Consider the following 25,286-nt stretch of genomic DNA (forward strand, 5'->3'; position numbering starts at 1 on the left):
GGTCAGGCCGTCTTGCGACGGTCTCAGTCTCGTTGCCGAGACACAGCGCAGACCTCCCGAGGTAAGACCGACCGCCTTCACCGCACGCCCGCCGAATTTACCACCCCGACCTTTGATGACCTTGGACTTCGCGATCAATTGCTCGCTCGTCCGGCCGGGTAGGCCTCGTTATCCGGTGTTTGTCCATCGGGCCGCGGCTTTGCTCCACGCTTTCTTCAGACCCCACCTCACGATGACGCCCTTGCGCTTCGCTAATCCTTCGCCGCCATCAGGCTGGATAGAGGACTTCCACCTCCAAGCTGTCGCTCATACTCGGCACACAACAAAAAGGCCGGGATCGCTCCCGGCCTTTCGCATTTGATGACGCTTTGCGCGCTGCTTACTTCGCTTCCGCGCGCTTGGGCGGAGTGGCGGGCCACGACTTGATCAGCGTGTCGTAGTCCACCGTCTCGCCCTTCGGCTTCTCGTTGGCGAGCTTGCGCTGCGGGGCGATGGTGCCGTCCTTCTGGGCCTTGGCGAACCAGTACTCGGCCGTCTCCTTCTTGTGCAGCTTCGGACCGCAGGCGCCCTGCACGCCGGACTTCTCCAGGCGCTCCATCACGGAGTCCTGGGCGGCGGCCAGTGCGTCCATCGCGGCCTGCGGCGTCTTCGTACCGGACGACGCATCGCCGATGTTCTGCCACCAGAGCTGGGCGAGCTTCGGATAGTCGGGCACGTTGTTGCCGGTCGGGGTCCACTGCACGCGCGCGGGCGAGCGGTAGAACTCGATCAGGCCGCCGAGCTTCGGCGCACGCTCGGTGAACGACTTGTCCCAGATGTCGGATTCACGGATGAAGGTGAGACCGACATGGCTCTTCTTCAAGCTGACCGTCTTGGAGACGATGAACTGGAGGTAGAGCCAGGCCGCCTTGCGGCGATCCGCGGGGGTCGACTTCAAGAGCGTCACGGAGCCGGCGTCCTGGTAGCCGAGCTTCATGCCTTCCTTCCAGTAGGCGCCGTGCGGCGACGGAGCCATACGCCACTTCGGCGTACCGTCCGCGTTCATCACGGCGATGCCCGGCTTCACCATGTCGGCGGTGAAGGCGGTGTACCAGAACATCTGCTGGGCGATGTTGCCCTGGGCCGGCACGGGGCCGGACTCGGAGAAGGTCATGCCCTGGGCCTGCGGCGGAGCATACTTCTTCATCCACTCGAGGTACTTCGTGATCGAATAGACCGCGGCCGGACCGTTGGTGTCGCCACCACGCTCGACCGAGGAGCCGACCGGACGGCAGCCTTCCATGCGGATGCCCCACTCGTCCACCGGCAGACCGTTCGGAATGCCCTTGTCACCGTTGCCGGCCATCGACAGCCAGGCGTCGGTGAAACGCCATCCGAGCGAGGGGTCCTTCTTGCCATAGTCCATATGGCCGTAGACCTTGACGCCGTTGATCTCCTTGATGTCGTTGGTGAAGAACTCGGCGATGTCCTCATAGGCGGACCAGTTCACGGGCACGCCGAGCTCGTAGCCGTACTTGGCCTTGAACTTGGCCTTGTAGTCGGGGTTGGTGAACCAGTCGTAGCGGAACCAGTAGAGGTTGGCGAACTGCTGGTCGGGCAGCTGGTAGAGCTTGCCGTCCGGCGCCGTGCCGAACGATTTGCCGATGAAGTCGTTGACGTCGAGCATGGGATCGGTGACGTCCTTGCCCTCGCCGGTCATGTAGTCCGACAGCGCGATCGTCTGATTGTAGCGGAAGTGCGTGCCGATCAGGTCGCTGTCGTTGATCCAGCCGTCATAGACGTTCTTGCCGGACTGCATCTGGGTCTGCAGCTTCTCGACGACGTCACCTTCCTGGATGATGTCGTGCTTGAGCTTGATGCCGGTGAGCTCGGAGAACGCCTTGGCCAGCGTCTGCGATTCGTATTCGTGAGTCGTGATGGTTTCGGAGACGACGTTGATCTCCATGCCCTTGAAGGGCTCGGCGGCCTTGGCGAACCACTCCAGCTCCTTCTTCTGGTCTTCCTTCGACAGCGTCGAGGGCTGGAATTCCGCAATCCACTTCTGGATCGCGGCGTCGTCGGCAGCGCGGACCGGCGCCGAGACGGTGAACGACACCGCCAGAAGCGCGGCAGTGCTGGACATGGTCAGAAAACTGCTCTTGGTCAATGGACCTTTCCTTCTCCTAAACTGTCGCATGTTGTTCCTCCGTTGCAGCGACAAAATTTTATACAGGCCCGGGTTGCCCCCGGATCTGGCCGTCCCTTCGCAAGCTTCAGACCGTGCGGAAAATGAGCACGGCCGTGGCCAGCGAAATTCCACTTGCGAGCCACAGGCTCGAGATCTCAAACCCCTCCTCACCGATCGGCAGCGTCGCGAGCGCGTCGGTGCCGACGAGGCCGATCCACGCGAGATGGATGACGGCTGCCGCAATCAGCGAGACGAACAGGCGGTCGCCGCGCGTGGTCGGAATACTGAGCACGCCGACGCGTTCGGCCTCGGGATAGACCGCGGCGAGCCACGTCATCACCGCCAGCGTGCAGGCCAGCGCGGCGAAGAAGATCGCGGTCGGCAGCGTCCAGGCCATCCATGCGATGGATTCCATAAGAACCTCCCTACACCCGGCCGAGCGCGAAGCCGCGCGCGATGTAATTGCGGACGAACCAGATCACCAGCGCGCCCGGAATGATGGTGAGCACGCCGGCCGCAGCCAACAGGCCCCAGTCCATGCCCGCAGCCGACACCGTGCGCGTCATGATCGCCGCGATCGGCTTGGCGTGCACCGAGGTCAGCGTGCGCGCCAGCAGCAGCTCGACCCAGGAGAACATGAAGCAGAAGAAGGCGGCGACGCCGATGCCGCTCGCGATCAGCGGCACCAGGATCTTGATGAAGAAGCGCGGAAAGGAATAGCCGTCGAGGAAGGCGGTCTCGTCGATCTCGCGCGGCACGCCGGAGACGAAACCTTCGAGGATCCACACCGCGAGCGGAACGTTGAAGATGCAATGCGCGAGCGCGACGGCCCAGGGCGTGTCGAACAGGCCGATCGCCGAATAAAGGTTGAAGAACGGCAGCGCATAGACCGCCGCCGGCGCCATGCGGTTCGACAGCAGCCAGAAGAACAGGTGCTTGTCACCGAGGAAGCGGTAGCGCGAGAACGCGTAGGCCGCGGGCAGCGCCACCGAGATCGAGATGATGGTGTTGAGGACGACGTATTCCAGCGAATTGATGTAGCCGGAATACCAGCTCTCGTCGGTGAAGATGCGCTTGTAGTGCTGCAGCGTCGGGGTGTGCGGCCACAGCGTCATCGTCGAGACGATCTCGCTGTTGGTCTTGAAGCTCATGTTGACGAGCCAGTAGATCGGCAGCAGCAGGAAGATCAGGAACAGCCCCATGATGAGGCGGCGGCCGGGGATCGAATGCATCAGGCCACTCCTTCCTTTGGCTTGAGCGCTGGCACGGGCTTGAGCGCGGCCGAAGGCTTCGGCTCCGCCGCCGGCTCGCTCGAAGCCTGAACTTTGCGCTCGACACCGGCATTGGTCATGACGGTGTAGAAGATCCAGCAGACGATCAGGATGATCAGGTTATAGACCAGCGACAGCGCCGCGGCCTTGCCGAGGTCGAACTGGCCGAGCGCGATCTTGACGAGCTCGATCGACACGAAAGTGGTGGAGTTGCCGGGTCCGCCGCCGGTGACGACGAACGGCTCGGTGTAGATCATGAAGCTGTCCATGAAGCGCAGCAGCACCGCGATCAAGAGCACGCGGTTCATCTTCGGCAGCTGGATCGCCTTGAACACCGCCCAGCGCGAGGCGCCGTCGATCTGCGCCGCCTGGTAATAGGCATCCGGGATCGACTTCAGGCCGGCATAGCAGAGCAGCGCGACGAGGCTGGTCCAGTGCCAGACGTCCATCACGATGACCGTGACCCAGGCGTCGACCTCGTTGGAGACGTAGTTGTAGTCGATGCCGATCGCGTTCAGGACATAGCCGAGCAGACCGATGTCGGGCCGGCCGAAGATCTGCCAGATCGTGCCGACCACGTTCCACGGAATCAGCAGCGGCAGCGCGAGGATGATCAGGCAGGCCGCCACCGTCCAGCCCTCGCGCGGCATCGACAGCGCCACGACAATGCCGAGCGGCACCTGGATGGCGAGGATCACCATCGAGAAGAACAGATTGCGGCCGAGCGAGGCGAGGAAGCGGCCGCCGAGATCGGTCGAGGGATCGAGCAGTTCCTTGAACCAGCCGACGCCGTTCCAGAAGAACTGGTTGTTGCCGAAGGTGTCCTGCATCGAATAGTTCACCACCGTCATCAGCGGCAGCACCGCGGAGAAGGCGACGACCAGGAACACCGGCAGCACCAGGAACCAGGCTTTTTGGTTGACGGTCTTGTCCATCAGGCGGCTCCCTCCACCAGAAGGCTGTCGGCATAGACGTGCACATGCGAAGGATCGAATTTCAGCCCGGCCGTGGCGTCTGAGCTCGTGAAGCCCGCCGGCGCGCGCGCCGCGAGCTTGGCATCGCCGAGGCGCGCCCGCGCGAAACGGATGCGGCCGAGATCGTCGATGCGCTCGATCCTGGCGGTGAGCAGGCCGGGCGCGGGTGCGACCACCTCGACGAATTCGGGGCGCACGCCGATCTCGATTTTGGCACCGGCCGGAAGGTTGTCGTAGCTGCGGTTCAGCGCGATGACGTGGCCGTCGATCTTGGCCTCGCGTCCCCTCACTTCGGCCGGCAGGATGTTCATGCCGGGCGAGCCGATGAAATAACCGACAAACGTATGCGCCGGCTTGTCGAAAAGCTCGGCCGGCGTGCCGCTCTGCACCACGCGGCCGTCATGCATGACGACGACAGTGTCGGCGAAGGTCAGCGCCTCGGTCTGGTCGTGGGTGACGTAGATCATCGTGAGATCGAGCTCGCGATGCAGCGCCTTCAGCTTGGACCGAAGCTGCCATTTCAGCTCGGGATCGATCACGGTGAGCGGTTCGTCGAACAGCACGGCGGCGACGTCGTTGCGCACGAGGCCGCGGCCAAGCGAGATCTTCTGCTTGGCGTCGGCCGTGAGCCGCGTCGCCTTGCGGTTCAGATAGGGCTCGAGATCGAGCAGGCGGCCGATCTCGGCGACGCGCCTGTCGATGTCAGCCTTCGCCACGCCGCGGTTCTTCAGCGGAAACGCCAGGTTCTGCCCCACCGTCATGGTGTCGTAGATCACCGGAAACTGGAACACCTGGGCGATGTTGCGCTTCTGGGTTGACAGCGGTGTGATGTCCACCCCGTCGAACAGGATCTTCCCGCGCGAGGGCGTGATGATGCCGGAGATGACGTTGAGCAGCGTGGTCTTGCCGCAGCCGCTTGGGCCGAGCAGCGCATAAGCGCCGCCCTGCCGCCAGGTCATGGTGACAGGCTTGAGCGCAAAGCTTTCCTGCGGCGCATCATTGCCGCCGTAGGAATGGGCGAGATCGACGAGGTCAATGCGGGCCATCGCGCACCTCCCCCTTACGAGCCCGGTGCCGCGACCAAACGGCCGGCGGCATCGAAGACGAAGACATCATTGGGATCGAGCACGGCATCGATGGTCTGGCCGGGCTCGAACTCGTGCACGCCGTGCAACACCGCCACCCAGTTCAATCCGTCGCGGGTCAAATGCACAAAGCTCTCCGAACCGGTGATCTCGGTCACCGTGACAGTGGCATGGAAGGCATGGCGATCGGCCTCGCCATTGGCAAGCCCAAGCTGATGGGCGCGGAAGCCGACGCGATAGGCGCCGTCAGCCAGCGCGGCATAGAGTCCCGAGGCCGGCGAGGCCGTGCCGCCGGCATAGGCGACGTGTCCGTTCCTCTTCTCGATGCCGACGAGGTTGAGCGGCGGATCGGAAAACACCTGCGCCACGCGCAAGGTCTGCGGCCGGCGGTAGACGTTGGCGGTCTCGCCCATCTGCAGCGCCTGGCCCTCCCACATGCACACCGTGTTGCCGCCGAGCAGCAGCGCCTCTGTCGGCTCGGTGGTGGCATAGACGAAGATCGCTCCGGAGGCTTCGAAGATGCGCGGCAGCTCGGCGCGCAGCTCCTCGCGGAGCTTGTAGTCGAGATTGGCGAGCGGCTCGTCGAGCAGCACGAGATCGGCGCCCTTGACCAGAGCGCGCGCGATCGCGGTGCGCTGCTGCTGGCCGCCGGAGAGCTGGAGCGGCGTGCGCTTCAGGAACGGTTCGAGCCGCAGCAGCTTTGCGGCTTCCGCCACCCGCGTCTCGATCTCCTCGCGCGGCTTGCCCTGCACGCGCAGGGGCGAGGCGATGTTCTCGTAGACAGTGAGCGAGGGGTAGTTGATGAACTGCTGATAGACCATCGCAACCGAACGCTGGCGCACGTCGGCGCCGGTGACGTCCTTGCCGCCAACCAGCACCCTGCCCGTGGTCGGCTTGTCGAGGCCGGCGAGCAGCCGCATGATCGAGGTCTTGCCCGAGAGCGTCGGCCCGAGCAGCACGTTGAGCGTGCCGCTCTCGAGCGCCAGCGAGACGTCGCGGATGTGCTCGATACCGTCGACGGTCCGGGTCACGTGATCGAGTGTCACGGTCATGGGCGTCCTCCCGCTTCCAGCAGGGGACTTTGCGGCATAGCGTGGGCCCTGATCCAGTCGTCAAGCGCCGCGATCTCGTCGGCAGATAGTCGCAGGCCGAGCTTGGAACGGCGCCAGACGATGTCCTCGGCGGTGACGGCCCATTCGTTGGCCATGAGGTAGCGGACCTCGCGCTCGGTCAGCGTGGCGCCAAAGGCCTGGCCGAGATCCGCGGCGGATTTCGCGTCGCCGAGCAGCTTGATGGCGCGAGTGCCATAGGCGCGCGCGAGGCGCCGCGCATGCTCATGGCCGAGGAAGGGATAGCCGCGCTGCAGCTCCACGATCAGGCCGTCGATGTCGGACACGTTCATGTCGCCGCCGGGCAGCGGCCATTTGCCGGTCCAGCCCTCGCGTGCCTTCGCACTGCGAAGATAGGGCGCGAGCCGCTCCAGCGCCTCCTCGGCGAGGCGGCGATAGGTCGTGATCTTGCCGCCATAGATCGACAGCAGCGGAGAGCCGCCGGGCGTGTCGAGCTCGAACACGTAGTCGCGCGTCGCGGCCTTGGCCTCGCTGGCGCCGTCGTCATAGAGCGGCCGCACGCCGGAATAGGTCCAGACCACGTCCTCAGGCGTCACGGGCTTCGCCAGATATTCGCTGGCCGCCTTGCAGAGATACTCGATCTCCTCAGCCGTCGCCTTCACCTTGGCGGGATCACCGTCATAGTCGCGATCGGTGGTGCCGATCAGCGTGAAATCGTCCTGGTACGGGATCACGAAGATGATGCGGCCGTCGGCATTCTGGAACATGTAGGCGCGGTCGTGGTCGTAGAGCTTCTTGACCACGATGTGCGAGCCCTGCACCAGGCGCACCTTGGCTTTGGCATTGACGCCGGCGCCGCGGCCGAGCACGTCCTCGACCCACGGGCCACCGGCATTGACCAGCGCTTTCGCCCGAACCTGCGAGCGCTCGCCGGTCAGCGTGTTGAGCATGCTGACGGTCCAGACGCCGTCGGCCTGGCGGATCTCGGTGGCGCGGGTGCGGGTGCGGATCTCGGCGCCCTTGTCGGCGGCATCGCGCGCGTTGAGCACGACGAGGCGGGCGTCATCGACGAAGCAGTCCGAATATTCGAAGGCGCGGCTATAGCGATTTGGGATCAGCGGCTTGCCGACCTCGTCGCGCTTGAGATCGACCGAGCGCGTGGCGGGCAGCAGATGGCGGCCGCCGATGTGATCATAAAGGAAGAGGCCGAGGCGCAGCAGCCAGGCCGGGCGGAGGCCGGCGTGATGCGGCAGAACGAAACGCAAGGGGCGGATGATGTGGGGCGCGATGCCCCAGAGAATCTCGCGCTCGATCAGCGCCTCGCGGACCAGCCGAAACTCGTAATATTCAAGATAGCGCAGGCCGCCATGCACCAGCTTGGTCGACCAGGACGACGTCCCGGACGCCAGATCGTTCATTTCGCACAGGAAAACCGTGTTGCCCCGGCCCACCGCGTCACGCGCGATGCCGCAGCCGTTAACACCGCCTCCAATGATGGCGAGATCGAAAATACGCTCCAACAGACGCATCCCCCGGCGACCGCCCGTTCCTTCGAGCGGTTACTTTCGTTTTTGATTAGATCACACCGAAAAACGAAAGCAAGATGAAAGAGAGGCGAAAGGAAGTGAAAGAGGAACTTTTTCAACGGCAACGAGGCGGGAAAATCGGCAGGTCGACGGGCAGATTGAGGGGCAAGCAGCTCGATTGAACGGCAAGGCTGGCGCGGTCCCGTCAACCAACAAGCTTATGGACTTGAATGTAGAAACATCTCTACATATGTCTCGCAAGCGGAGTCATACTCACGGCTTGGAGCCTCAGACGATGGTGACCACCCTGACCAGCCGGGAATTCAATCAAGACACCAGCGGCGCCAAGAAAGCAGCATCGCAGGGACCCATCTTTATTACGGACCGCGGCCGCCCGGCCCACGTCCTGCTGACGATCGAGGATTATTTGCGCCTGAGCGGCGGACACATGAGCCTTGCGGAAGCTCTGGCGCAGACGAATGCGGACTTTGATTTCGATCCGCCTCGCGTTGACGACGGGATCTTCAGGGCCGCTGATCTCGACTGATGTTCCTGCTGGACACCAATGTCATTTCAGAACTGAGACGGCCGGATAAGGCTGATCGGAACGTCGTCGCCTGGGCCAATGCAGCTCCAGCGGCAAATTTTTTCATTTCCGCCATTTCGATTCTTGAGATCGAACTTGGCGCACGCCTGATCGAACGCAAGGACGCGGCACAAAGTGCCGTGCTGCGTGCCTGGATCAACGATCACATTCTGGCCCGCTTCGAGGGGCGGATCCTGGCGATCGACACGGCCGTCGCGCAGCGTTGCGCGCAACTGCACGTTCCCAACCCGCGGGCCGAGCGCGACGCCCTCATCGCAGCGACCGCGCTTGTTCACGGCTTGACGGTCGTTACGCTCAATGTGGCGGATTTCGAACCTATGGGCGTCCCGCTGCTCAATCCGTGGACCGGCACCTAAATCTCAGCGCAGCCGCACCACCGGCGCGGCTTCCGGCGCTGCATCCTGGGCATCGGCCGGCGGATCATCGATGTCCGCCCCCTTCGGCATCGCCTCGACCACCTCGATGCCCTTGCTGTGGCAGATGGTGGCGAGGCGCTCGGGCAGCTCCTGGTCGGTGACGAAGGTCTGGATCTGGGTGATATGGGCGATGCGCACCGGCGCGCTGCGGCGGAGCTTTGTGGAATCGGCGACCAGCATGACGCTGCGGGCATTGGCGATGATGGCCTGCGCCACCTGCACCTCGCGATAATCGAAGTCGAGCAGCGCGCCCTCCTCGTCGATTGCGGAGGCGCCGATGATGGCGTAGTCGACCTTGAACTGTCCGATCAGCTGCGTCGCGGTCGAGCCGACCACCGCCCCGTCGGCGCGCCGCACCGTGCCGCCGGCGACCACCACCTCGATGCGGGGATGGCGGTAGAGCAGCATCGCCACGTTGAGGTTGTTGGTGATGACGAGCAGATCCTCATGCGAGGTCAGCGCGCTCGCGACCTCCTCGGTCGTCGTGCCGATGTTGATGAAGAGCGAGCAGCCGTTCGGGATCAGCGAGGCCGCCGCAGCGCCGATCGCCTTCTTCTCGTCGGCCGCGACGAAGCGGCGCGCCTCATAGGCGAGGTTCTCCACGCCGGACGCGATGATGGCACCGCCATGGATGCGGGTCAGCGACCTCCGCTCGCAGAGATCGTTGAGGTCCTTGCGGATGGTCTGCGCCGAGACCTCGAACCGGCGCGCGAGCTCCTCGACCATGACACGGCCGGAGGCGCGCGCGATGTTGAGGATTTCGGCTTGGCGATGGGTCAATCCGGTCACGGCAACGGCCTCAATTCAGGATGATGCATGGTGCGGCGGTTCGCGCCTGCGGTCAATGCGCGCGCCGATCACGGTTAACGGATGAAGGGCCCTCACCACGCCATTTCTTACCAAGTCATGGCGGCGGCAAGACGCGCGAGCAGCGCCGGATCGTCGAAGGCGCTGGCGGACGTGACCGCGCCTGCCCCAACGAGATCGGCGTGGCTGAGGCTGGTCCTTATGCCGACGGTCGGAATGCCGGCCGCCGCAGCGGATTGCACGCCGGTGCGGGAGTCTTCGAATGCGATCGAGGTTTCCGGGCGCGCGCCGACGAAACGCAGCCCTTCCTGATAAGGCAGCGGATGCGGCTTGCCGTGCGGCAGCTCCGCGCCGATCACGAGCGCCTTGAAGCGATGCGTGATGCCGAGACCGGAGAGCAGCAGCTCGGCGTTGAGACGCGGCGCATTGGTCACGGCAACCATGGGAATGCCGGCACTGTCGGCCCGGTCGAGCAGCGCCATCAGGCCGGGCAGCGGCGCGATCTGGCCGGCCACGAGCGCGCGGAAGACTTCCTCCTTCTCGTCGAGGATCGCGGCGCGCCGCTCCGGCGCCTCGTCGGGCAGAAAGCGCTCGCCGATCGCGACATTGGCGAAGCCTTGCAGCTCCCTGGAGAAGCGTGCGTGATCGAAGACATGGCCGTGCGGGCCGAGCACCTGGTTGAAAGCCTTCAGGTGCAACGGATCGGTGTCGGCGAGCGTGCCGTCGATGTCGAACAGCAACGCCTTGCCCATCGCACCCTGTCTAGCCTCGATCATTTCCGTACTTTCCCACATGCGCGACGCATCGATGCGCGAGACGTATCAATACGGCCTCGATCACGCAATGACGCATCCACATGACCACGACGTGACACTCGACAAAGTCGCGCGCGGCTGCAACACTCCGGCCAAGACCAAAAAGGAGGAAACGATGACGATCAACCGACGCGATCTGGCTCTCTCGACTCTGGCGGTTTCCGCGCTCGCTCTCACCACATCGGCGCTGGCCGCGTCAGCGGACGAGGACGCCGTGGCGAAGAAGGTCGAGGCCTTCCGCCTCGCCCAGATCGCGGCCGACCCGAAGGCGCTCGGCGCACTGTGCTGGGACGATCTGAGCTACAGCCATTCCAGCGGCAAGGTCGAAGACAAGGCGACCTTCATCACCAATGCCACCGACGGCAAATCGAAGTTCCTGTCGATCGAATACAAGGACCCGACCATCAAGGTCGTCGGCCCCACCGCGATCGTCCGCTTCCACTGGCTGGGAGAACAGGAAATGGCGGCCGATGGGAAAAAAGTATCGACCAACCTTCACATCCTGATGAACTGGCAGAAGCAGGGCGACGAGTGGAAGCTCTTGTCGCGCGCCGCGACGAAGTTGTGATGGCGTTCTCACCCTCTCCCCTTGCGGGAGAGGGTGGCTCGCCGCAGAGCGGCGAGCCGGGTGAGGGGTATGCTTCAGCAGGCACGCCTCTCGCAGCGGAATTCAAAGGATGCAGACTCCTCATCCGGCGCCATAGCCGAAGCTTTGCTTCGGCGTTCTCTTAAGGCACGGCCGCCGAAGGCGGCCTATGCCACCTTCTCCCACATCCGCCTTCGCCAGGGCTTCGGCGAACATGAGGGGAGAAGAAAGTGCAGCGGCATCAAGGCGGCAAAAAATTCCGACCACGCTTCGCGTGTCAGAAATCGCGCTGCCTGGCACAATGCAGCGTTTTGCGACCTGACGCTCGACAAAATGACAAAATCAAGTGCGGCTGCAACAGTGGGCGCAAGATCAAGGACGGAGGATATGATGACACTGAATCGCGATCATGCTGCCACGACGGACTACGAGGCGGTGGCAAAGAACGTCGAGGCATTTCGCCTCGCCCAGATCGCGGCCGATCCGAAGGCGCTCGGCGCGCTGTGCGCGGACGATTTGAGCTACAGCCATTCCAGCGGCTTCCTCGAGGACAAGGCGGCTTTCATCGCCAACGCCACCGACGGCAAGACCGAATTCCTGTCGATTACGTACAAGGATCCAACCATCAAGATCGTCGGTCCCGCCGCGATCGTACGCTTCCACTGGCTGGCCGAGATGATGACCGGCGGACAGAAAGTGGCAAACAGCCTTCACATCCTGATGAACTGGCTGAAGCAGGGCGACGATTGGAAGCTGTTGTCCCGCTCCGCGACGAAGTTGTGATGAAGTTCCTCCCCTCTCCCCCTGTGGGAGAGGGTGGCTCGCCGCAACGCGGCGAGACGGGTGAGGGGTCTCTCTCCGCGATTGACCTCTCACAGTTGAATTTGCGGAAGCAGACCCCTCATCCGGCGCTTCGCGCCACCTTCTCCCACAAGGGGAGAAGGAAGAGGCTGCAAAAAATTCCGACACGCTTCGCGCGTCGAAATCACCGGCGGCAGGCGCTTACGCCGCCTCCTTCACATCGCCGTTCACCAGCTTGCGGGCAGCGCGCTCGGCTTCGCGGGCGTTGCGGAAGAGCTGGCCTTCGAGACGGTTGAATCGGTGGGATGAGGCGAAGAAGCAGTAACCTCCAGAAGAACGAACGACGATACCTGCGGTCTGCGAATCGACTTCGATGATGTAGCTGTCCGGCATGGTCCGTGGTTTCCTCAGTGCGGGCAAATAACGGCATCTCGGCCCAAAAGTTCCTGGGCATTTGAGGCCGTTTTCACCTCGAATCGACAGGCAATTGAGTGCGCCGGGACCTCATCCGTTTTATGACTGGTTCTTGGCGAAGCCGCGACGCGATGACTCACGCGCGCCGCGTTTCGTTTGCTGCAAGTTTTCGTGAGACGAGACAGAGCGCCGCGCGCGATTACGTCGCGATGACGGTGTCGCTCGAACGAACCGCCTGTGGGCGACCGTGCTCGTCGATCGAGACGTAGGTGAAGTTACCGTCGGTGACGAGGAACGGATGCTGCTCGCCGCGGCGCAGCGCCCACGCTTCCAGATGCACGGTGATGGACGTGCGCCCCACACGCACGAGGTTGGCGTAGACGGAGACGAGATCGCCGACATAGACCGCTTTTCGAAAATTCATCGCCTCGATCGCAACCGTGACCGTGCGCGACTTCGCGACTTTCGATGCAAACACGCCGCCGCCGACGTCCATCTGGCTGAGCAGCCAGCCGCCGAAGATATCGCCGTTCGCGTTGGTATCGGCCGGCATCGCCAGCGTACGGATGCAGAGATCGCCGCTCGGTCCGGTATTGGATTTCTCGCTCATGCCTCTCTCACTTGGAATTGCTCACTTGAAATTGTCCCAGCCCGGATCGGGCGCGAAGCGCTCGCCGAATCGCTCCGCCAGCGCGCGCAGGGTGGATACAATGTTTTCCACGCCGCGCGTGCGCGCATAGTTGAGCGGACCTCCGCGGAATGGTGCATAACCCGTGCCGAAGATCATGGCGCCGTCGACCGCATCGGCATCGTCGACGATGCCCTCGCGCAGCGCCGCGACGCAGACATTGGACATCGGCAGGACCAGGCGGTCGATCATCTGGTCGGTGACGCGCGGGCCGGTCTCCGGCAACGGCGCCTTCTCCGCCTTGCCGTCCTTCCAGGTGTAGAAGCCCTTGCCGGTCTTGCGGCCGAGCTCGCCCTTGGCCACCTTCTCGCGCAGCCAGGCCGGCGTCGGCGGCAAGAGATCACCGAACTTGGTGCGCAGCATGTCGCCGACGTCGAGGCAGATGTCGAGGCCGACCTGGTCGGCAAGCTCGATCGGCCCCATCGGCATGCCGAACTGCTCGGCCGCGGCATCGATCAGCCGCTGGTCGGTCTTCTCGTCCAGCATCACCATGGCTTCGAGCATGTAAGGCGTCAGCGCGCGGTTGACGAGGAAGCCGGGCGAACTCTTCACGGCGAGCGGCAGGCGGTCGATCGCGCCGACGAAGGCGAGCGCTTCCTTGAGCACCCGTGCGTCGTTGCCGTCATGACTGACGACCTCGACCAGTTGCAGCCGCGAGACCGGGTTGAAGAAATGCAGGCCGACCAGCCGCTCCGGCCGCGCCAGCGTGGTGCGCAGATCCTGAAGCGGAATGCTCGATGTATTGGTCGCAAGGATCGCGCCCGGCTTCATCCGCGGCTCGAGGCCGGCATAGACCTTCTGTTTCAGCTCGAGCTTTTCCGGCACCGCCTCGATGATGAGATCGGCGTTGCGGACGCCCTCGCCGTCCATGTCAGGGATCAGGCGATCGAGCGCGTCGCGCACGTCGGTGGGCTTGCGGATGATCTTGCCGTAGAGCTCGGCCGCGCGCTTGACCGCGCCTGCGATCGGCTCCGCCTTCATGTCGGCGAGCGAGACGCGCAGCCCCTGCCCCGCACACCACCCCGCGATGTCGCCGCCCATCGCGCCGGCGCCGATGACGTGGACATGCTTCAACGTGTTGCCGGAGCCTGCCGCTTTCTTCATCTGCTCGCGCAGGAAGAACACGCGGATCAGGTTCTGCGCGGTCGGCGTCACCATCAGCTTGGCGAATGACGCCTGCTCGGCCTTCAGCATCGCGGCCTTGCTGCCGCCATGAGCCTCCCAGAGATCGATCAGCGCGTAAGGCGCGGGATAATGCTCGCGGGGGGCGGCTTTCGCCGCCTCCGAGCGCATGCGCTTGGCCAGCAGCCCGCGCACCGGTCCGAGATTGGCCGCGCGCGCCAGCAGGCCGGGCTTCGCCCGCTTCAGCCGGCCGAACAGCACGTCCTTCACGGCGCCGCGGACATGGCGCTCCTGCGTCACGGTGTCGACGAGGCCGAGCGATTTGGCGCGGCGCGCATCGATGGTGCGGCCGGTCAGCATCAAGGCCATCGACTGGGTCGGATTGACCAGCGCGGTGAAGCGCGCGGTGCCACCGAGACCGGGATGCAGGCCCAGCATCACCTCCGGGAAGCCGAAGCGCGCACCGTCGATGGCGATGCGCGCCTGGCAGGCGAGCGCGACCTCGAGCCCGCCGCCGAGACAGAAGCCATGGATCACCGCGACCGTCGGCAGCTTTAGCACTTCCAGATGATCGACCACCGCATGCGCCGCGCGGATGCGCGTCTCCACCATCTCGGGATCGGCCGCGCCGCGGAATTCGTTGACGTCGGCGCCCGCGATGAAGCCGGACGGCTTTGCGGAGCGGATGACGAGGCCGGCCGGACGCTCGGTCTCGATCGCCGCGAGCGCGGCGTCGAACTCTTCCATCACGTCAGAGGACAGCGTGTTGGCACTGGCGCCGTCACGGTCGAACAACAGCCAGGCGACGCCGTCGGCATCGCGCGTCAGCTTGAAGTGCCTGTAGGGACCATCCGTCGCGGGTTGCGGCCCTAGCGTCAGCACGCGATCGCCGAGCGCGGTCATGATCTTGGAATCCATGGTCACACCGCCTCGATCAGCATGGCGCCGCCGAGCCCGCCGCCGATGCATTCGGTGGCAACCCCGCGCCGCGTGCCGAGCCGCTTCATCGCGTTGACGAGATGCAGCACGATGCGGTTGCCGGAGGTGCCGACGGGATGGCCGAGCGAGATCGCGCCGCCATCGACATTGAGCCTGTCACGGTCGATCTCACCGGCGGCGCCGTCGAGCCCAAGAATCTCGCGGCAGAACTTTTCGTCGTTCCAGGCTGCGAGGCAGCCGAGCACCTGGGTCGCAAAGGCCTCGTTCAGCTCCCAGGTCTCGACCTCCTTGATGGTGAGGTCATTGCGCTGGAGCAGCGGCGTCGCCGACATCACGGGACCAAGCCCCATGATGCTTGGATCTAGCGCGGCCCAATGGCTGTCGACGATGACAGCCTTCGGCTCCAGCTTGTGCTTGGCTACAGCCGCATCGGAAGCAAGGATTACCCAGGAGGCGCCGTCGGTGATCTGCGAGGAATTGCCGGCGGTGACCTGGCCCCAGGGGCGCTCGAACACCGGCCTCAGTTTCGCGAGAGACTCGGGCGTCGAGTCCGGCCGCACGCCGTCGTCATGGTCGAAGAATTTTCCGTCGCGGGAGAACGCGGTCTCGACCTCGTCCTTCAGAAAGCCCTCGGCCTGCGCATGCGCAAGCCGGCGGTGGCTCTCGGCAGCGTAGGCATCGGACTGGGCGCGGGTGATGCCGAAGAGATGGCCGACGACCTCGGCGGTCTGGCCCATGTTCAGGTCGGTGACGGGATCGGTCAGCCCGCGCTCGAGGCCGATGATCGGCTTGAGATAGCGCGGGCGCAGCTTGAACGCAGCGGCGAGCTTTGCGGCCACGCCCTTGGCGGTGGCGAGACCTGCAAACCAGCGCACGCCGGAATTCGGCCAGACCAGCGGCGCGTGGCTCAGCGCCTCGGTGCCGCCCGCCAAAATCATGTCGGCATGGCCTTCGCGGATGTAGCGATAGGCGGTGTCGATCGACTGCATGCCGGAGCCGCAATTGATCTGCACGGTGAAGGCGACCATGTCCTCGCCCATGCCGAGCCGGAGCGCGGCGACGCGGGCCGGGTTCATCTCATCCGCGATCACGTTGACGCAGCCGAGAATGACCTGGTCGAAATCATCAGGTGAAAACGGCTGGCGCGCCAGCAGCGGCCGACCGCATTGCACGGCAAGATCGACCGGCGTGAACGGACCCGGCCCCGAACGGGCCTTCAAGAACGGCGTCCGGCTGCCGTCGACGATGAAAACCGGTCGTGCCATCAGCTTGCCGCCCTCTGCTCACCGAGTTCCTGGAAGAACTGATGCACGTCGGCGGCTTTCCTGTAAATCGGCGACAGCGCCTCCGGCGCAAAATCGTCGACCTCGATGACTTTTGTGACGGCTTCGTGAGCAGCCGCCAGTTGTTCACCCTCGGCCTGCGTGATCACGCCCTTGGTCACCGCCTCCTTCCAGTCGCGGACGTGCGCGGCGCGCATGCGCTTGGCGATGGCGTCGGCCTCTGCAACCAGCTTGAACGCGCGCTCCAGCCGGGCGAAAGCGCCGTCGTCGTCAACATGCGCGAGATCCGGCGTGAGGCGCTCGCGCGCGGCCGACGGCTCCAGCACGAGGCTGGCGCATCGATGCACGACGCGGTCGGACGGGCCGAGCACGCGCGCGCCGAAGGGCTGGACCACGAGCTTGAGGAAGCCGGCGACGAAGCGATTGGGCAGGTTGGCGAGGATTTCGGCAAGCCGGTTCTCGATTGTCTTGAAGCCGGTCGCCATGCACCATTCCAGCGCGGCAAAATCCTCCTTCTGCCGTCCCTCGTCCTGCCAGCGCTTCAGGACGGCCGAGAGCAGATACAGCTCGGAGAGAATGTCGCCGAAGCGTGCCGACAGCATCTCCTTGCGCTTGAGCGCGCCGCCGAGCGTCAGCAGCGCCATGTCGGCACAGAGCGCGAAGGCCGCCGAATAGCGCGAGAGCTGGCGGTAGAACGGCGTGGCATCGCCGGCATCGGGCGCCATTGCGAAGGCGCCAAAAGTCCAGCTCCGGCCGAAGGCGCGGAACAGCGTCTGAAAACTATGGCCGACGTGTTTCCAGAACGCCGTGTCGAACGCGGTGAGCCCTCGCTCGCGGTCGGTGTCCGCAAGCGCATTCATCTCCTTGAGAAGATAGGGATGGGCGCGGATGGCGCCCTGCCCGAATACGATGAGATTGCGGGTCAGGATGTTGGCGCCCTCGACCGTGATGCCGACGGGCACGGCGCGATGCAGATTGCCGAGATAGTTCTGCGGACCGTCGATCACGGCCTTGCCGCCGTGAATGTCCATGGCGTCGTCGACCGCGGTGCGCATCCGCTCGGTCGCGTGCAGCTTCATGATGCCGGAGATGACGGCCGGATGAACGCCGGCATTCAGCGCCGCGCAGGTCAGCCGCCGCGCCGCGTCGAGCTGATAGGCGGTGGCGACGATGCGCGCGAGCGGCTCCTCGACGCCCTCGAACTTGGAGATCGAGATGCCGAACTGCTCGCGGATGCGCGCATAGGCGCCGGTGGTGCGCGCGGCATAGGCGGCGCCGGCCGCCGACAGCGACGGCAGCGAGATGCCGCGGCCGGCTGCGAGCGCGGTCATCAGCATCTTCCAACCCTGCCCGAGACGCTCCTGGCCGCCGATGACGTAATCGAGCGGAATGAAGACGTCGCGGCCCCGGTTCGGTCCGTTCTGGAACACCTGCATCGAGGGCAGATGGCGCTGGCCGATCTCGACGCCGGGCAGATTGGTCGGGATCAGCGCCACGGTGATGCCGAGCTCTTCCTGGTCGCCGACAAGATGATCGGGATCATAGGCCTTGAAGGCGAGACCGAGCAGCGTCGCGACGGGTCCGAGCGTGATGTAGCGCTTGTGCCAGTTGAGCCGGAGGCCTGTGACCTCGCGGCCTTCGAAATTGCCTTTGCAGATGATGCCGGTATCGACCATCGAGGCGGCATCCGATCCGGCCTCCGGACTGGTGAGGCCGAAGCAGGGAATGTCACGGCCGTCGGCAAGGCGCGGCAGCCAGCGCTCCTGCTGCTCTTTCGTGCCGAAGCGCATCAAGAGCTCGCCGGGGCCGAGCGAGTTCGGCACCATCACCGTGACGGCCGCGGCGATCGAGCGCGTCGAGATCTTGCGCACCACTTCCGAATGCGCATAGGGCGAGAAACCGAGGCCACCAAACTCCTTCGGAATGATCATGCCGAAGAACTTCTCGCGCTTGACGAAGTGCCAGACGTCCTGCGGCAGGTCGCGCAATTCCCAGAAGATCTTCCACTCGTCGAGCATGGCGCAGAGCTCGTCGACGGGGCCGCTCAGGAAGGCCTGCTCCTCGTCGGTCAATTTGGCCGGCGCGATTTTCAGCAGTTTCGACCAGTCGGGATCGCCGGTGAAGAGATCGGCATCCCACCAGACATCGCCCGCCTCCAGCGCCTCGCGCTCGGTGTCGGACATCGCCGGCAGCACGCCGCGCGCCCAGGAGAAGATCGGCTTGGTGACAGTGTCGCGGCGGAAGCTCATGGCGGACCTCATGCATCGGCGCGGTGACAGGGCATTTTAGCGGAAACTGGCGGGGGTGCGTGAACACTTCGCGGGCAAAAACAAGCGAATTGACGCGGCCGGGCGGCCGCCCAGGCCATAACGGCCGGGCGTGGTGGCAGTTCCGGGAGGATGAGGAGCGGTAGCCCGGATGGAGCGAAGCGCAATCCGGGAAAGTCTATCCGCCGTAAGAATCCCGGATTTCGCTTCGCTCCATCCGGGCTACGGGAGCGACCAGATCAATCCGGCCGCACCATCTCGAACATGTTTTCCGGCTTGATCTCGAAATAATCGCCGCGGCGGCCGGCGCGGACGATGGGGCGGGCGGCGGCGGTCTGGTAGACGCCGTCCTTGATCATGGCCTTGTCGATATGGACGGCGACGACCTCGCCCAGCGTCAGCCAGGCATCGGCCTCCTTGCCGTCGGCGCCCTTGAGGCGGACGATGTCGGACACTTTGCACTCGAAGGCGACGGGGCTTTCGCCGACGCGCGGCACGTTGACGAGCTTGCCGGGCACGGCGGTGAGGCCCGCGAGCTTGAACTCATCGACCTCGGGGGCGACATGCGCGGCGGTCGCGTTCATGTTCTTGGCGAGGTCCATCGTGGTGAGATTCCAGACGAACTCCCGGGTCTGCTCCATGTTCGCCACCGTGTCCTTCCAGTTGGTCGAGGAGAAGCCGATGATCGGCGGCACGTAGCAGAACGCGTTGAAGAAGCTGTAGGGCGCGAGGTTGATGTGGCCCTTGGTGTCGCGGGAGGAGATCCAGCCGATCGGGCGCGGCGCAATGATGGCGTTGAAGGGATCGTGCTTGAGGCCATGGCCCTTGGAGGGCTCGTAGAAGTAAAGGTCTTTGTCGGTCACGCGCTGCTTCCTTGTCGTCATTGCGAGCGCAGCGAAGCAATCCAGAATCCCTCCGCGGAGACAGTCTGGATTGCTTCGCTACGCTCGCAATGACGGAGTTTGTTGATCCGTCCTTTGCCGCCATCCTCTGCCGGGCGGCAAACCAACTTATAGGGAAAAATGGGCCGCCCGTCAGTGGCGCGGCGACAGACCCGCGATGACGAAATCGATCATCTGGTCGATGGTCGGGCCCGGCTTGGTGGCGCACTGGGCGATCATCTGGGGGTGGAAGAAGCGAATCATCGCGGTGCAGGCGCACAGCGAGGCCAGTTGCAGGTCGGGCGCCTCGAACTCGCCGGAGGCCACCCCTTGCGCGATCATCTGGCCGATCACGCCCGCGATGCACTCCATATGGGCGACGCAGACGTCCCAGTCCTCCTCCATCGCGATCGCGACCATCTCGTGCAGCTTGTTGTCGCCGACATAGCGCTCGGTGTTCATGCGGTGGATAGTGGTGAGCAGCTCCCGGAAGCGCGGCAGCACCGGACCGGGCCGGGTCACTATCCGCTGCGCCTCCAGCTCGACCTCGCCCATCAGGCCCCGCGCCACCGCCTGGTGAATCGCCTTCTTCGACTCGAAGAAGCGATAGACGTTGGCGGGGCTCATCCTGAGCTCCTTGGCGATGTCGCCGACCGTGGTCTTCTGGTAGCCGATCACACGGAACAGCCGCTCGGCCACCTCGAGGATACGATCCCGGGTGTCGACTTCGATATGTTCCGAAACAAGGGCCATCAGTCAGGACTCGTTGGTCAGCAGTCTTCTCATCTATTCAGCCGCTTCGGCAAGCGGAATTGCGTGCTCGTCATCGCTCCCATGCTGCGGCGCGGCAGGCTGCTCGGGGGTACCCGCCTCGTCCAGGCTCTTCCGGAACCACAGGGCATAGAGGCCCGGCAGGTACAGCAGCGTCAGGAACGTCGCGACAAACAGGCCTCCCATGATCGTGATCGCCATCGGGCCCCAGAAGGCCGAGCGCGACAGCGGGATCATAGCGAGGATGGCGGCGAGCGCCGTCAGCACCACCGGGCGGGCCCGGCGGACGGTCGCCTCCACGATCGCCTCGCGGCGGGTCAGGCCGTGGCTGACGTCGGTCTCGATCTGGTCGACCAGGATGACCGCGTTGCGCATGATCATGCCGGCGAGCGCGATCAGGCCGAGCAGCGCCACGAAGCCGAACGGGGCGTTGGCGACGTTGAGGCCGAAGGAGGCACCGACGATGCCGAGCGGTGCGGTGAGGAACACCAGGATCAGGCGCGAGAAGCTCTGCAGCTGGATCATCAGCAGCGTCAGCATCACCATGACCATCACCGGGAAGAGGATGAAGATCGAGGCGTTGCCCTTGGCGGATTCCTCGAACGCGCCGCCGGCTTCGATCCGGTAGGCCGGCTCGAGGTGGTCCTTGATCGCCTTCAGCTTCGGCGTGATCTGGTTGGTCACGTCGGGCGCCTGCACGCCGTCGACGACGTCGGAGCGCACGGTGATCGCCATGTCGCGGTTACGCCGCCACATGATCGGCTCCTCGTGGGCATATTCGATCTTGGCAATCTGTTGCAGCGGCACGGCAACGCCATTGCGCGAGGTGATGGTGAGATCGCCGACGCCGCCGAGGTCGAGACGCTCGGACGGGATCGCACGGGCGACCACACCGACCTTCTCGATGCCGTCACGCACGGTGGTGACCTGCGAGCCCGAGATCAGCATTGCGAGCGCCTGCGAGACGTCCTGCGGGGTCAGGCCCATGGCGCGGGCGCGATCCTGGTCGACGACGAGCTTCAGGTAGGGCGACTGCTCGTTCCAGTCGAGCTGGACGTCCTTGACGCTCTTGTTCTGGCGCATGACGTCGCGAACCTGGTAGGCGATCTCGCGCACCTTGTTGGCGTCGGGGCCGATCACGCGGAACTGGACGGGAAAGCCGACCGGCGGACCAAAGTTGAAGCGGTCGACGCGGACGCGCGCCTCGGACAGGAAGCCATCGGCAGCCGCGCCCTCGATCTTGGCCTTGATGCGCTCGCGCGCCTCGACGCCCTTGGCGACGATGACGATCTCGGCAAAGGCTTCGTTCGGGAGTTGCGGGTTGAGGCCGAGCCAGAAGCGCGGCGATCCCTGGCCAACATAGGACGTATAGGTCTCGATGTCCTTGTCGTCCTTGAGCAGCGTCTCGGCCTTCTTGACCGACTTCTCGGTGACGTTGAAGGCGGTGCCCTCAGGCAGGCGGAGCTGGAGGAACAGCTCGGGCCGCTCCGACAGCGGGAAGAACTGCTGCTGGACATGGCCGAAGCCGACGATCGAGGCAATGAAGACGCCGACGGTCGCGACCACCACGGTGATGCGGTGGTTGACGCACCATTGCACGATGGCGCGCAGGCCCCGATACATGCGGGTCTCGTAGACCGCGTGCGGGTCGTGGTTGTGGTGCGCCTTCATCTCCGGCAGCAGCTTGACGCCGATATAGGGCGTGAAGATCACCGCCACGAACCAGGAGGCGACCAGCGCGATCGCCACGATCCAGAAGATGCTGCCGGCATATTCGCCGACCGCCGAATTGGCAAAGCCGATGGGGAGGAAGCCAGCGGCCGTGACCAGCGTTCCCGTGAGCATCGGAAACGCAGTGGATTCCCAGGCAAAGGACGCAGCCCGCATGCGATCCCAGCCCTGCTCCATCTTCACCACCATCATCTCGACCGCGATGATGGCGTCGTCGACGAGCAGGCCGAGCGCGATGATCAGCGCGCCGAGCGTGATGCGGTGCAGATCGAGCGACATCATGTTCATGACGATGAAGACGATGCCGAGCACCAGCGGCACCGACAGCGCGACCACGATGCCGGTGCGCCAGCCGAGCGCCAGGAACGAGACGAATAGCACGATGACCAGCGCTTCCATGAAGGAGTGCACGAACTCGCCGACGGCGTGCTCGACCACCTTGGGCTGGTCGGCGATCAGCTTGACGTCGATGCCCTGCGGCACGGCCTTCATGAACTCGGCCGTGGCCTTCTCGACCTCCTTGCCGAGCTCGAGGATGTTGGCACCCTTGGCGGTGACGACGCCGATGCCGATGGCGGCCTTGCCTTCCTGGCGGACGACGAAGCTCGGCGGATCGACATAGCCATGGGTGACGGTGGCGATATCACCGAGGCGGAACACGCGGCCGTTGCTCTCGACCGGGGTCTCGGCGACAGCCTTGGCGCCGTCGAGCGCGCCGGTGACGCGCAGCGGCACGCGCTGCGAAGAGGTCTCGACCGTGCCGGCCGGGGTCACATTATTCTGCTTGGCGAGCGAATCGAACAGCGCCTGCGGCGTGATGCCGAGGGTGGCGAGCTTGGCGTGACTGAACTCGACGAAGATGCGCTCATCCTGATTGCCGTAGACGTCGACCTTGGTGACGCCGGGCACCTTCAGCAGGCGCTGGCGAAAACCTTCGGAGACCTTCTTGAGCTGGGCATAGTCGGCGCCGTCGCCGGTCATCATGTAGAGGATGGAATCGACGTCGGAGAACTCGTCGTTGACGACCGGCCCGAGGATGCCGGACGGCAGCTGGCCCTGCACGTCGACCAGCTTCTTGCGCAGGAGATAGAAGAGATAGGGCACGTCCTTCGGCGGCGTCGAGTCGCGGAAGGTGACCTGGAGCGCAGTGAAGGCGGGCTTGGAATAGGTCTGCACCTTCTCGAAATAGGGCAGCTCCTGGATCTTCTTCTCGATGGGGTCGGCGACCTGGGTCTGCATCTCCTGCGCGGTCGCGCCCGGCCAGATCACGGAGACGTTGACCACCTTCACCGTGAAGAACGGATCCTCGGCGCGCCCAAGTTTCTCATAGGAGAAGAAGCCGGCGACGCCGAGCACGAGCATCAGGAAGAGAACCAGCGTCGGATGGCTGACGGCCCAGGCCGAAAGGTTGAAGCGCTTCATCGCTCTCTCCGAAAAGACGATCCAGTTGCAAACAACGACAGCCGCTCTGTTCAAACCGTCGTCGCGAGGCAGCGAAGCAATCCAGGGGGCTGGGCAGATTCTGGATCGCTTCGCCGCTTCAGCCTTTGCTTAGGGACAAAGGCCGAAACTCACCTCACACGACGTAACTCACTTCTCGTGTCATTCCGGGATGGTCCGAAGGACCAGACCCGGAATCTCGAGATTCCGGGTTCGCCCTTTGGGCGCCCCGGAATGACGGTAGTTAGAAACTCAATGACGACACGACCCGCACCCGCTGGCCCGGATCGAGCTTCTGCACGCCGAGGGCGACGATCTTGGCGCCCTCTTCGACACCGCCGGTGATGACGACGTCGTTGCTCTCGTAGGACTTCACCGTCACCGGCTTGAGCGTGACCGCGCCGTTGTCGTCGACGACGTAGAAGGACGGCTTGCCGCCTTCGTTGAACAGCGCCGACAGCGGCAGCCGCGCGACGCGCTCGGTGGCGGCGTCCGACAGCGTCAGCGTCGCGGTCATGCCGAGCGCGACCTTGTCGTCGGCCTCGGGCAGCGAGAACTTTGCGAGATAGGTGCGGGTGGCGGGATCCGCCGCAGGCGCGATCTCGCGCAGCTTCGCTGCGTACTTCTTGTCCGGCTCCGACCAAAGAGTGACGCTGGCGACGCCCGACTTGGCGCGTCCAACCAGCGTCTCAGGGATCGCGACGACCGCTTCCTTTTCGGCAAAGCGGGCGACACGGATCGAAGCCTGGCCCGCGGCGACCACCTGGCCGGGCTCGATCAGCGTTGCGGTGACGACGCCACGGGCGTCGGCAGCAAGCGTCGCGTAGGAAAGGGAATTCTTGCTCAGCTCGAGCGCGCGCTCGGCGCGGTTCAGGCGGGCGCGCGCCTCGTCGGCGGAAGCACGGCTCGAATCCATCTGCGCGTCGGTGGTCCAGCCCTTGGCCTTCAAATCCTTGGCGCGCTGCTCGGCGGCGGCGGCCTGGGCCAGCACGCCGGTCGCAGCGGTCTGCTCCGCCAGGGCCTGCTCGGCCTGGAGCTTCAGGTCGACCTCGTCGAGGGTGGCGAGCGGCTGGCCGATCTCGACGGTCTGGCCGACTTCCACGAGGCGCTTTGCAACTTTACCGGCGACGCGGAAGCCCAGGTCACTCTCGATGCGGGGCCGGACGGTGCCGACGAAGCTCCGCTCGGGGGTCTCGGCATCATAATGGGCGGTCGCGACCAGAACCGGCCGCGGCGGCTCGGCCTTTTCGGCGACGGTGTCATTGCACCCGGCCAGGGTGGCGGCCATCAGGGCCAGCGACACACCCGCCAAAAGCTTGGAATAGCTGGACAAAACGGACCGGACGAACATCGGAGGACACTCCTGCGGCTGCAATGAGAGGAATGTCGACTAATCACTGATAAAAGTCAATAATCGTCAGTCATCAGGAAAGCGTGATCGTTAAGGGGTGGTAAGGATTGGGCGGAGGCCCGTAGACCCGGATGGAACGCAGCGCAATCCTGGGCCTCGGGCGAGAGACCGTAGGGTGGGCAAAGGCGCGTAGCGCCGTGCCCACCATCTCTCATTTGAGGATCACAATAACGGTCTGGTGGGCACGCTGCGCTTTGCCCACCCTACGGGACCG

The 25,286-nt window shown here is 64.6% G+C and carries 22 protein-coding genes; 4 read left to right on the top strand and 18 right to left on the bottom strand.

Annotation, left to right across the window (positions count from 1 at the left end; genetic code table 11):
- Positions 1-379 precede the first annotated feature (379 nt).
- The 7 genes from IQ16_RS37570 to glpD all read right to left on the bottom strand — a co-directional run bounded on the left by IQ16_RS37570 (position 380) and on the right by glpD (position 8,096).
- Complete coding sequence (locus tag IQ16_RS37570; protein WP_035667209.1) at positions 380-2,122, bottom strand: ABC transporter substrate-binding protein; 1,743 nt, start codon at positions 2,120-2,122, stop codon at positions 380-382.
- A 130-nt stretch (positions 2,123-2,252) separates the two neighbouring features.
- Positions 2,253-2,582: a DUF2160 domain-containing protein gene (locus IQ16_RS37575; RefSeq protein WP_018645276.1), complete on the bottom strand. Its 330-nt coding sequence runs from the start codon at positions 2,580-2,582 to the stop codon at positions 2,253-2,255.
- A 10-nt stretch (positions 2,583-2,592) separates the two neighbouring features.
- Positions 2,593-3,399, bottom strand: a complete 807-nt coding sequence (locus IQ16_RS37580) for a carbohydrate ABC transporter permease (protein ID WP_018645277.1) — start codon at positions 3,397-3,399, stop codon at positions 2,593-2,595.
- On the bottom strand, positions 3,399-4,373 hold the full coding sequence (locus IQ16_RS37585) for a carbohydrate ABC transporter permease (protein WP_018645278.1): 975 nt from the start codon (positions 4,371-4,373) through the stop codon (positions 3,399-3,401). The genes IQ16_RS37580 and IQ16_RS37585 overlap by 1 nt, the downstream gene beginning before the upstream one ends.
- The gene (locus tag IQ16_RS37590; protein WP_018645279.1) at positions 4,373-5,458 is read right to left on the bottom strand and encodes an ABC transporter ATP-binding protein; all 1,086 of its coding nucleotides are present in this window, start codon (positions 5,456-5,458) and stop codon (positions 4,373-4,375) included. The genes IQ16_RS37585 and IQ16_RS37590 overlap by 1 nt, the downstream gene beginning before the upstream one ends.
- 14 nt (positions 5,459-5,472) lie before the next feature.
- Entirely contained in the window at positions 5,473-6,549 is a 1,077-nt protein-coding gene (locus tag IQ16_RS37595; RefSeq protein WP_145832053.1) for an ABC transporter ATP-binding protein, read from the bottom strand.
- A complete protein-coding gene (gene glpD / locus IQ16_RS37600) occupies positions 6,546-8,096 on the bottom strand; it encodes a glycerol-3-phosphate dehydrogenase (RefSeq protein ID WP_018645281.1) in 1,551 nt (516 codons plus the stop codon). Before glpD ends, IQ16_RS37595 begins: the two co-directional genes overlap by 4 nt.
- Positions 8,097-8,388: 292 nt before the next feature.
- On the opposite strand from glpD, the gene IQ16_RS37605 reads away from it, so the two are divergent.
- Together IQ16_RS37605 and IQ16_RS37610 are read left to right on the top strand one after the other, a co-directional pair.
- A complete protein-coding gene (locus IQ16_RS37605; RefSeq protein ID WP_018645282.1) occupies positions 8,389-8,640 on the top strand; it encodes a type II toxin-antitoxin system prevent-host-death family antitoxin in 252 nt (83 codons plus the stop codon).
- A complete protein-coding gene (locus IQ16_RS37610) occupies positions 8,640-9,056 on the top strand; it encodes a type II toxin-antitoxin system VapC family toxin (RefSeq protein ID WP_018645283.1) in 417 nt (138 codons plus the stop codon). Before IQ16_RS37605 ends, IQ16_RS37610 begins: the two co-directional genes overlap by 1 nt.
- A gap of 3 nt (positions 9,057-9,059) precedes the next feature.
- Here IQ16_RS37610 and IQ16_RS37615 read toward each other — a convergent pair whose 3' ends face one another.
- Both IQ16_RS37615 and IQ16_RS37620 read right to left on the bottom strand, forming a co-directional pair.
- Positions 9,060-9,905: a DeoR/GlpR family DNA-binding transcription regulator gene (locus IQ16_RS37615; RefSeq protein WP_018645284.1), complete on the bottom strand. Its 846-nt coding sequence runs from the start codon at positions 9,903-9,905 to the stop codon at positions 9,060-9,062.
- 107 nt (positions 9,906-10,012) lie between these two features.
- Entirely contained in the window at positions 10,013-10,699 is a 687-nt protein-coding gene (locus tag IQ16_RS37620; RefSeq protein WP_020607993.1) for an HAD family hydrolase, read from the bottom strand.
- Between the two features lie 154 nt (positions 10,700-10,853).
- Between IQ16_RS37620 and IQ16_RS37625 the strand changes: the two genes are divergently transcribed.
- Positions 10,854-11,306 (top strand): nuclear transport factor 2 family protein, encoded by a 453-nt coding sequence (locus tag IQ16_RS37625; protein WP_026312358.1) that lies wholly within the window; start codon positions 10,854-10,856, stop codon positions 11,304-11,306.
- Between the two features lie 351 nt (positions 11,307-11,657).
- Positions 11,658-12,107: a nuclear transport factor 2 family protein gene (locus IQ16_RS47590; RefSeq protein ID WP_430648223.1), complete on the top strand. Its 450-nt coding sequence runs from the start codon at positions 11,658-11,660 to the stop codon at positions 12,105-12,107.
- A 219-nt stretch (positions 12,108-12,326) separates the two neighbouring features.
- Here the strand turns inward: IQ16_RS47590 and IQ16_RS37635 are convergent, their stop codons facing one another.
- The 9 genes from IQ16_RS37635 to IQ16_RS37680 all read right to left on the bottom strand — a co-directional run bounded on the left by IQ16_RS37635 (position 12,327) and on the right by IQ16_RS37680 (position 25,012).
- On the bottom strand, positions 12,327-12,518 hold the full coding sequence (locus IQ16_RS37635) for a hypothetical protein (protein WP_018645288.1): 192 nt from the start codon (positions 12,516-12,518) through the stop codon (positions 12,327-12,329).
- Positions 12,519-12,738: 220 nt separating this feature from the next.
- Positions 12,739-13,149, bottom strand: a complete 411-nt coding sequence (locus IQ16_RS37640; RefSeq protein ID WP_018645289.1) for an acyl-CoA thioesterase — start codon at positions 13,147-13,149, stop codon at positions 12,739-12,741.
- A 21-nt stretch (positions 13,150-13,170) separates the two neighbouring features.
- Positions 13,171-15,267, bottom strand: coding sequence for a 3-hydroxyacyl-CoA dehydrogenase NAD-binding domain-containing protein (locus IQ16_RS37645; protein WP_026312359.1), 2,097 nt, complete (start codon positions 15,265-15,267; stop codon positions 13,171-13,173).
- Positions 15,268-15,269: 2 nt separating this feature from the next.
- Positions 15,270-16,553 carry an acetyl-CoA C-acetyltransferase gene (locus IQ16_RS37650; RefSeq protein WP_018645291.1) on the bottom strand — a complete coding sequence of 428 codons (1,284 nt, stop codon included), beginning with the start codon at positions 16,551-16,553 and terminating at the stop codon, positions 15,270-15,272.
- Positions 16,553-18,820, bottom strand: a complete 2,268-nt coding sequence (locus IQ16_RS37655) for an acyl-CoA dehydrogenase (RefSeq protein WP_026312360.1) — start codon at positions 18,818-18,820, stop codon at positions 16,553-16,555. Before IQ16_RS37655 ends, IQ16_RS37650 begins: the two co-directional genes overlap by 1 nt.
- Before the next feature lie 257 nt (positions 18,821-19,077).
- On the bottom strand, positions 19,078-19,701 hold the full coding sequence (locus IQ16_RS37660) for a flavin reductase family protein (RefSeq protein ID WP_026312361.1): 624 nt from the start codon (positions 19,699-19,701) through the stop codon (positions 19,078-19,080).
- A 171-nt stretch (positions 19,702-19,872) separates the two neighbouring features.
- Entirely contained in the window at positions 19,873-20,472 is a 600-nt protein-coding gene (locus IQ16_RS37670; protein ID WP_018645294.1) for a TetR/AcrR family transcriptional regulator, read from the bottom strand.
- Between the two features lie 33 nt (positions 20,473-20,505).
- Positions 20,506-23,643, bottom strand: a complete 3,138-nt coding sequence (locus IQ16_RS37675; protein WP_018645295.1) for an efflux RND transporter permease subunit — start codon at positions 23,641-23,643, stop codon at positions 20,506-20,508.
- A 262-nt stretch (positions 23,644-23,905) separates the two neighbouring features.
- Entirely contained in the window at positions 23,906-25,012 is a 1,107-nt protein-coding gene (locus tag IQ16_RS37680; protein WP_018645296.1) for an efflux RND transporter periplasmic adaptor subunit, read from the bottom strand.
- Positions 25,013-25,286: the final 274 nt, after the last annotated feature.

Origin of the sequence: Bradyrhizobium huanghuaihaiense (assembly GCF_007830635.1) — a bacterium.
Taxonomy (GTDB): Bacteria; Pseudomonadota; Alphaproteobacteria; order Rhizobiales; family Xanthobacteraceae; genus Bradyrhizobium; species Bradyrhizobium huanghuaihaiense.

Excerpts from the sequence above, each read along its gene's own strand:
- IQ16_RS37625 (WP_026312358.1), top strand. The coding sequence starts at position 10,854 with ATGACGATCAACCGACGCGATCTGGCTCTCTCGACTCTGGCGGTTTCC.
- IQ16_RS37675 (WP_018645295.1), bottom strand. The coding sequence starts at position 23,643 with ATGAAGCGCTTCAACCTTTCGGCCTGGGCCGTCAGCCATCCGACGCTG.
- IQ16_RS37570 (WP_035667209.1), bottom strand. The coding sequence starts at position 2,122 with ATGTCCAGCACTGCCGCGCTTCTGGCGGTGTCGTTCACCGTCTCGGCG.
- IQ16_RS47590 (WP_430648223.1), top strand. The coding sequence starts at position 11,658 with ATGACAAAATCAAGTGCGGCTGCAACAGTGGGCGCAAGATCAAGGACG.
- IQ16_RS37575 (WP_018645276.1), bottom strand. The coding sequence starts at position 2,582 with ATGGAATCCATCGCATGGATGGCCTGGACGCTGCCGACCGCGATCTTC.
- IQ16_RS37670 (WP_018645294.1), bottom strand. The coding sequence starts at position 20,472 with ATGGCCCTTGTTTCGGAACATATCGAAGTCGACACCCGGGATCGTATC.
- IQ16_RS37610 (WP_018645283.1), top strand. The coding sequence starts at position 8,640 with ATGTTCCTGCTGGACACCAATGTCATTTCAGAACTGAGACGGCCGGAT.
- glpD (WP_018645281.1), bottom strand. The coding sequence starts at position 8,096 with ATGCGTCTGTTGGAGCGTATTTTCGATCTCGCCATCATTGGAGGCGGT.
- IQ16_RS37580 (WP_018645277.1), bottom strand. The coding sequence starts at position 3,399 with ATGCATTCGATCCCCGGCCGCCGCCTCATCATGGGGCTGTTCCTGATC.
- IQ16_RS37585 (WP_018645278.1), bottom strand. The coding sequence starts at position 4,373 with ATGGACAAGACCGTCAACCAAAAAGCCTGGTTCCTGGTGCTGCCGGTG.
- IQ16_RS37645 (WP_026312359.1), bottom strand. The coding sequence starts at position 15,267 with ATGGATTCCAAGATCATGACCGCGCTCGGCGATCGCGTGCTGACGCTA.
- IQ16_RS37650 (WP_018645291.1), bottom strand. The coding sequence starts at position 16,553 with ATGGCACGACCGGTTTTCATCGTCGACGGCAGCCGGACGCCGTTCTTG.
- IQ16_RS37680 (WP_018645296.1), bottom strand. The coding sequence starts at position 25,012 with ATGTTCGTCCGGTCCGTTTTGTCCAGCTATTCCAAGCTTTTGGCGGGT.
- IQ16_RS37655 (WP_026312360.1), bottom strand. The coding sequence starts at position 18,820 with ATGAGCTTCCGCCGCGACACTGTCACCAAGCCGATCTTCTCCTGGGCG.
- IQ16_RS37620 (WP_020607993.1), bottom strand. The coding sequence starts at position 10,699 with ATGATCGAGGCTAGACAGGGTGCGATGGGCAAGGCGTTGCTGTTCGAC.
- IQ16_RS37605 (WP_018645282.1), top strand. The coding sequence starts at position 8,389 with ATGGTGACCACCCTGACCAGCCGGGAATTCAATCAAGACACCAGCGGC.
- IQ16_RS37595 (WP_145832053.1), bottom strand. The coding sequence starts at position 6,549 with ATGACCGTGACACTCGATCACGTGACCCGGACCGTCGACGGTATCGAG.
- IQ16_RS37590 (WP_018645279.1), bottom strand. The coding sequence starts at position 5,458 with ATGGCCCGCATTGACCTCGTCGATCTCGCCCATTCCTACGGCGGCAAT.
- IQ16_RS37635 (WP_018645288.1), bottom strand. The coding sequence starts at position 12,518 with ATGCCGGACAGCTACATCATCGAAGTCGATTCGCAGACCGCAGGTATC.
- IQ16_RS37640 (WP_018645289.1), bottom strand. The coding sequence starts at position 13,149 with ATGAGCGAGAAATCCAATACCGGACCGAGCGGCGATCTCTGCATCCGT.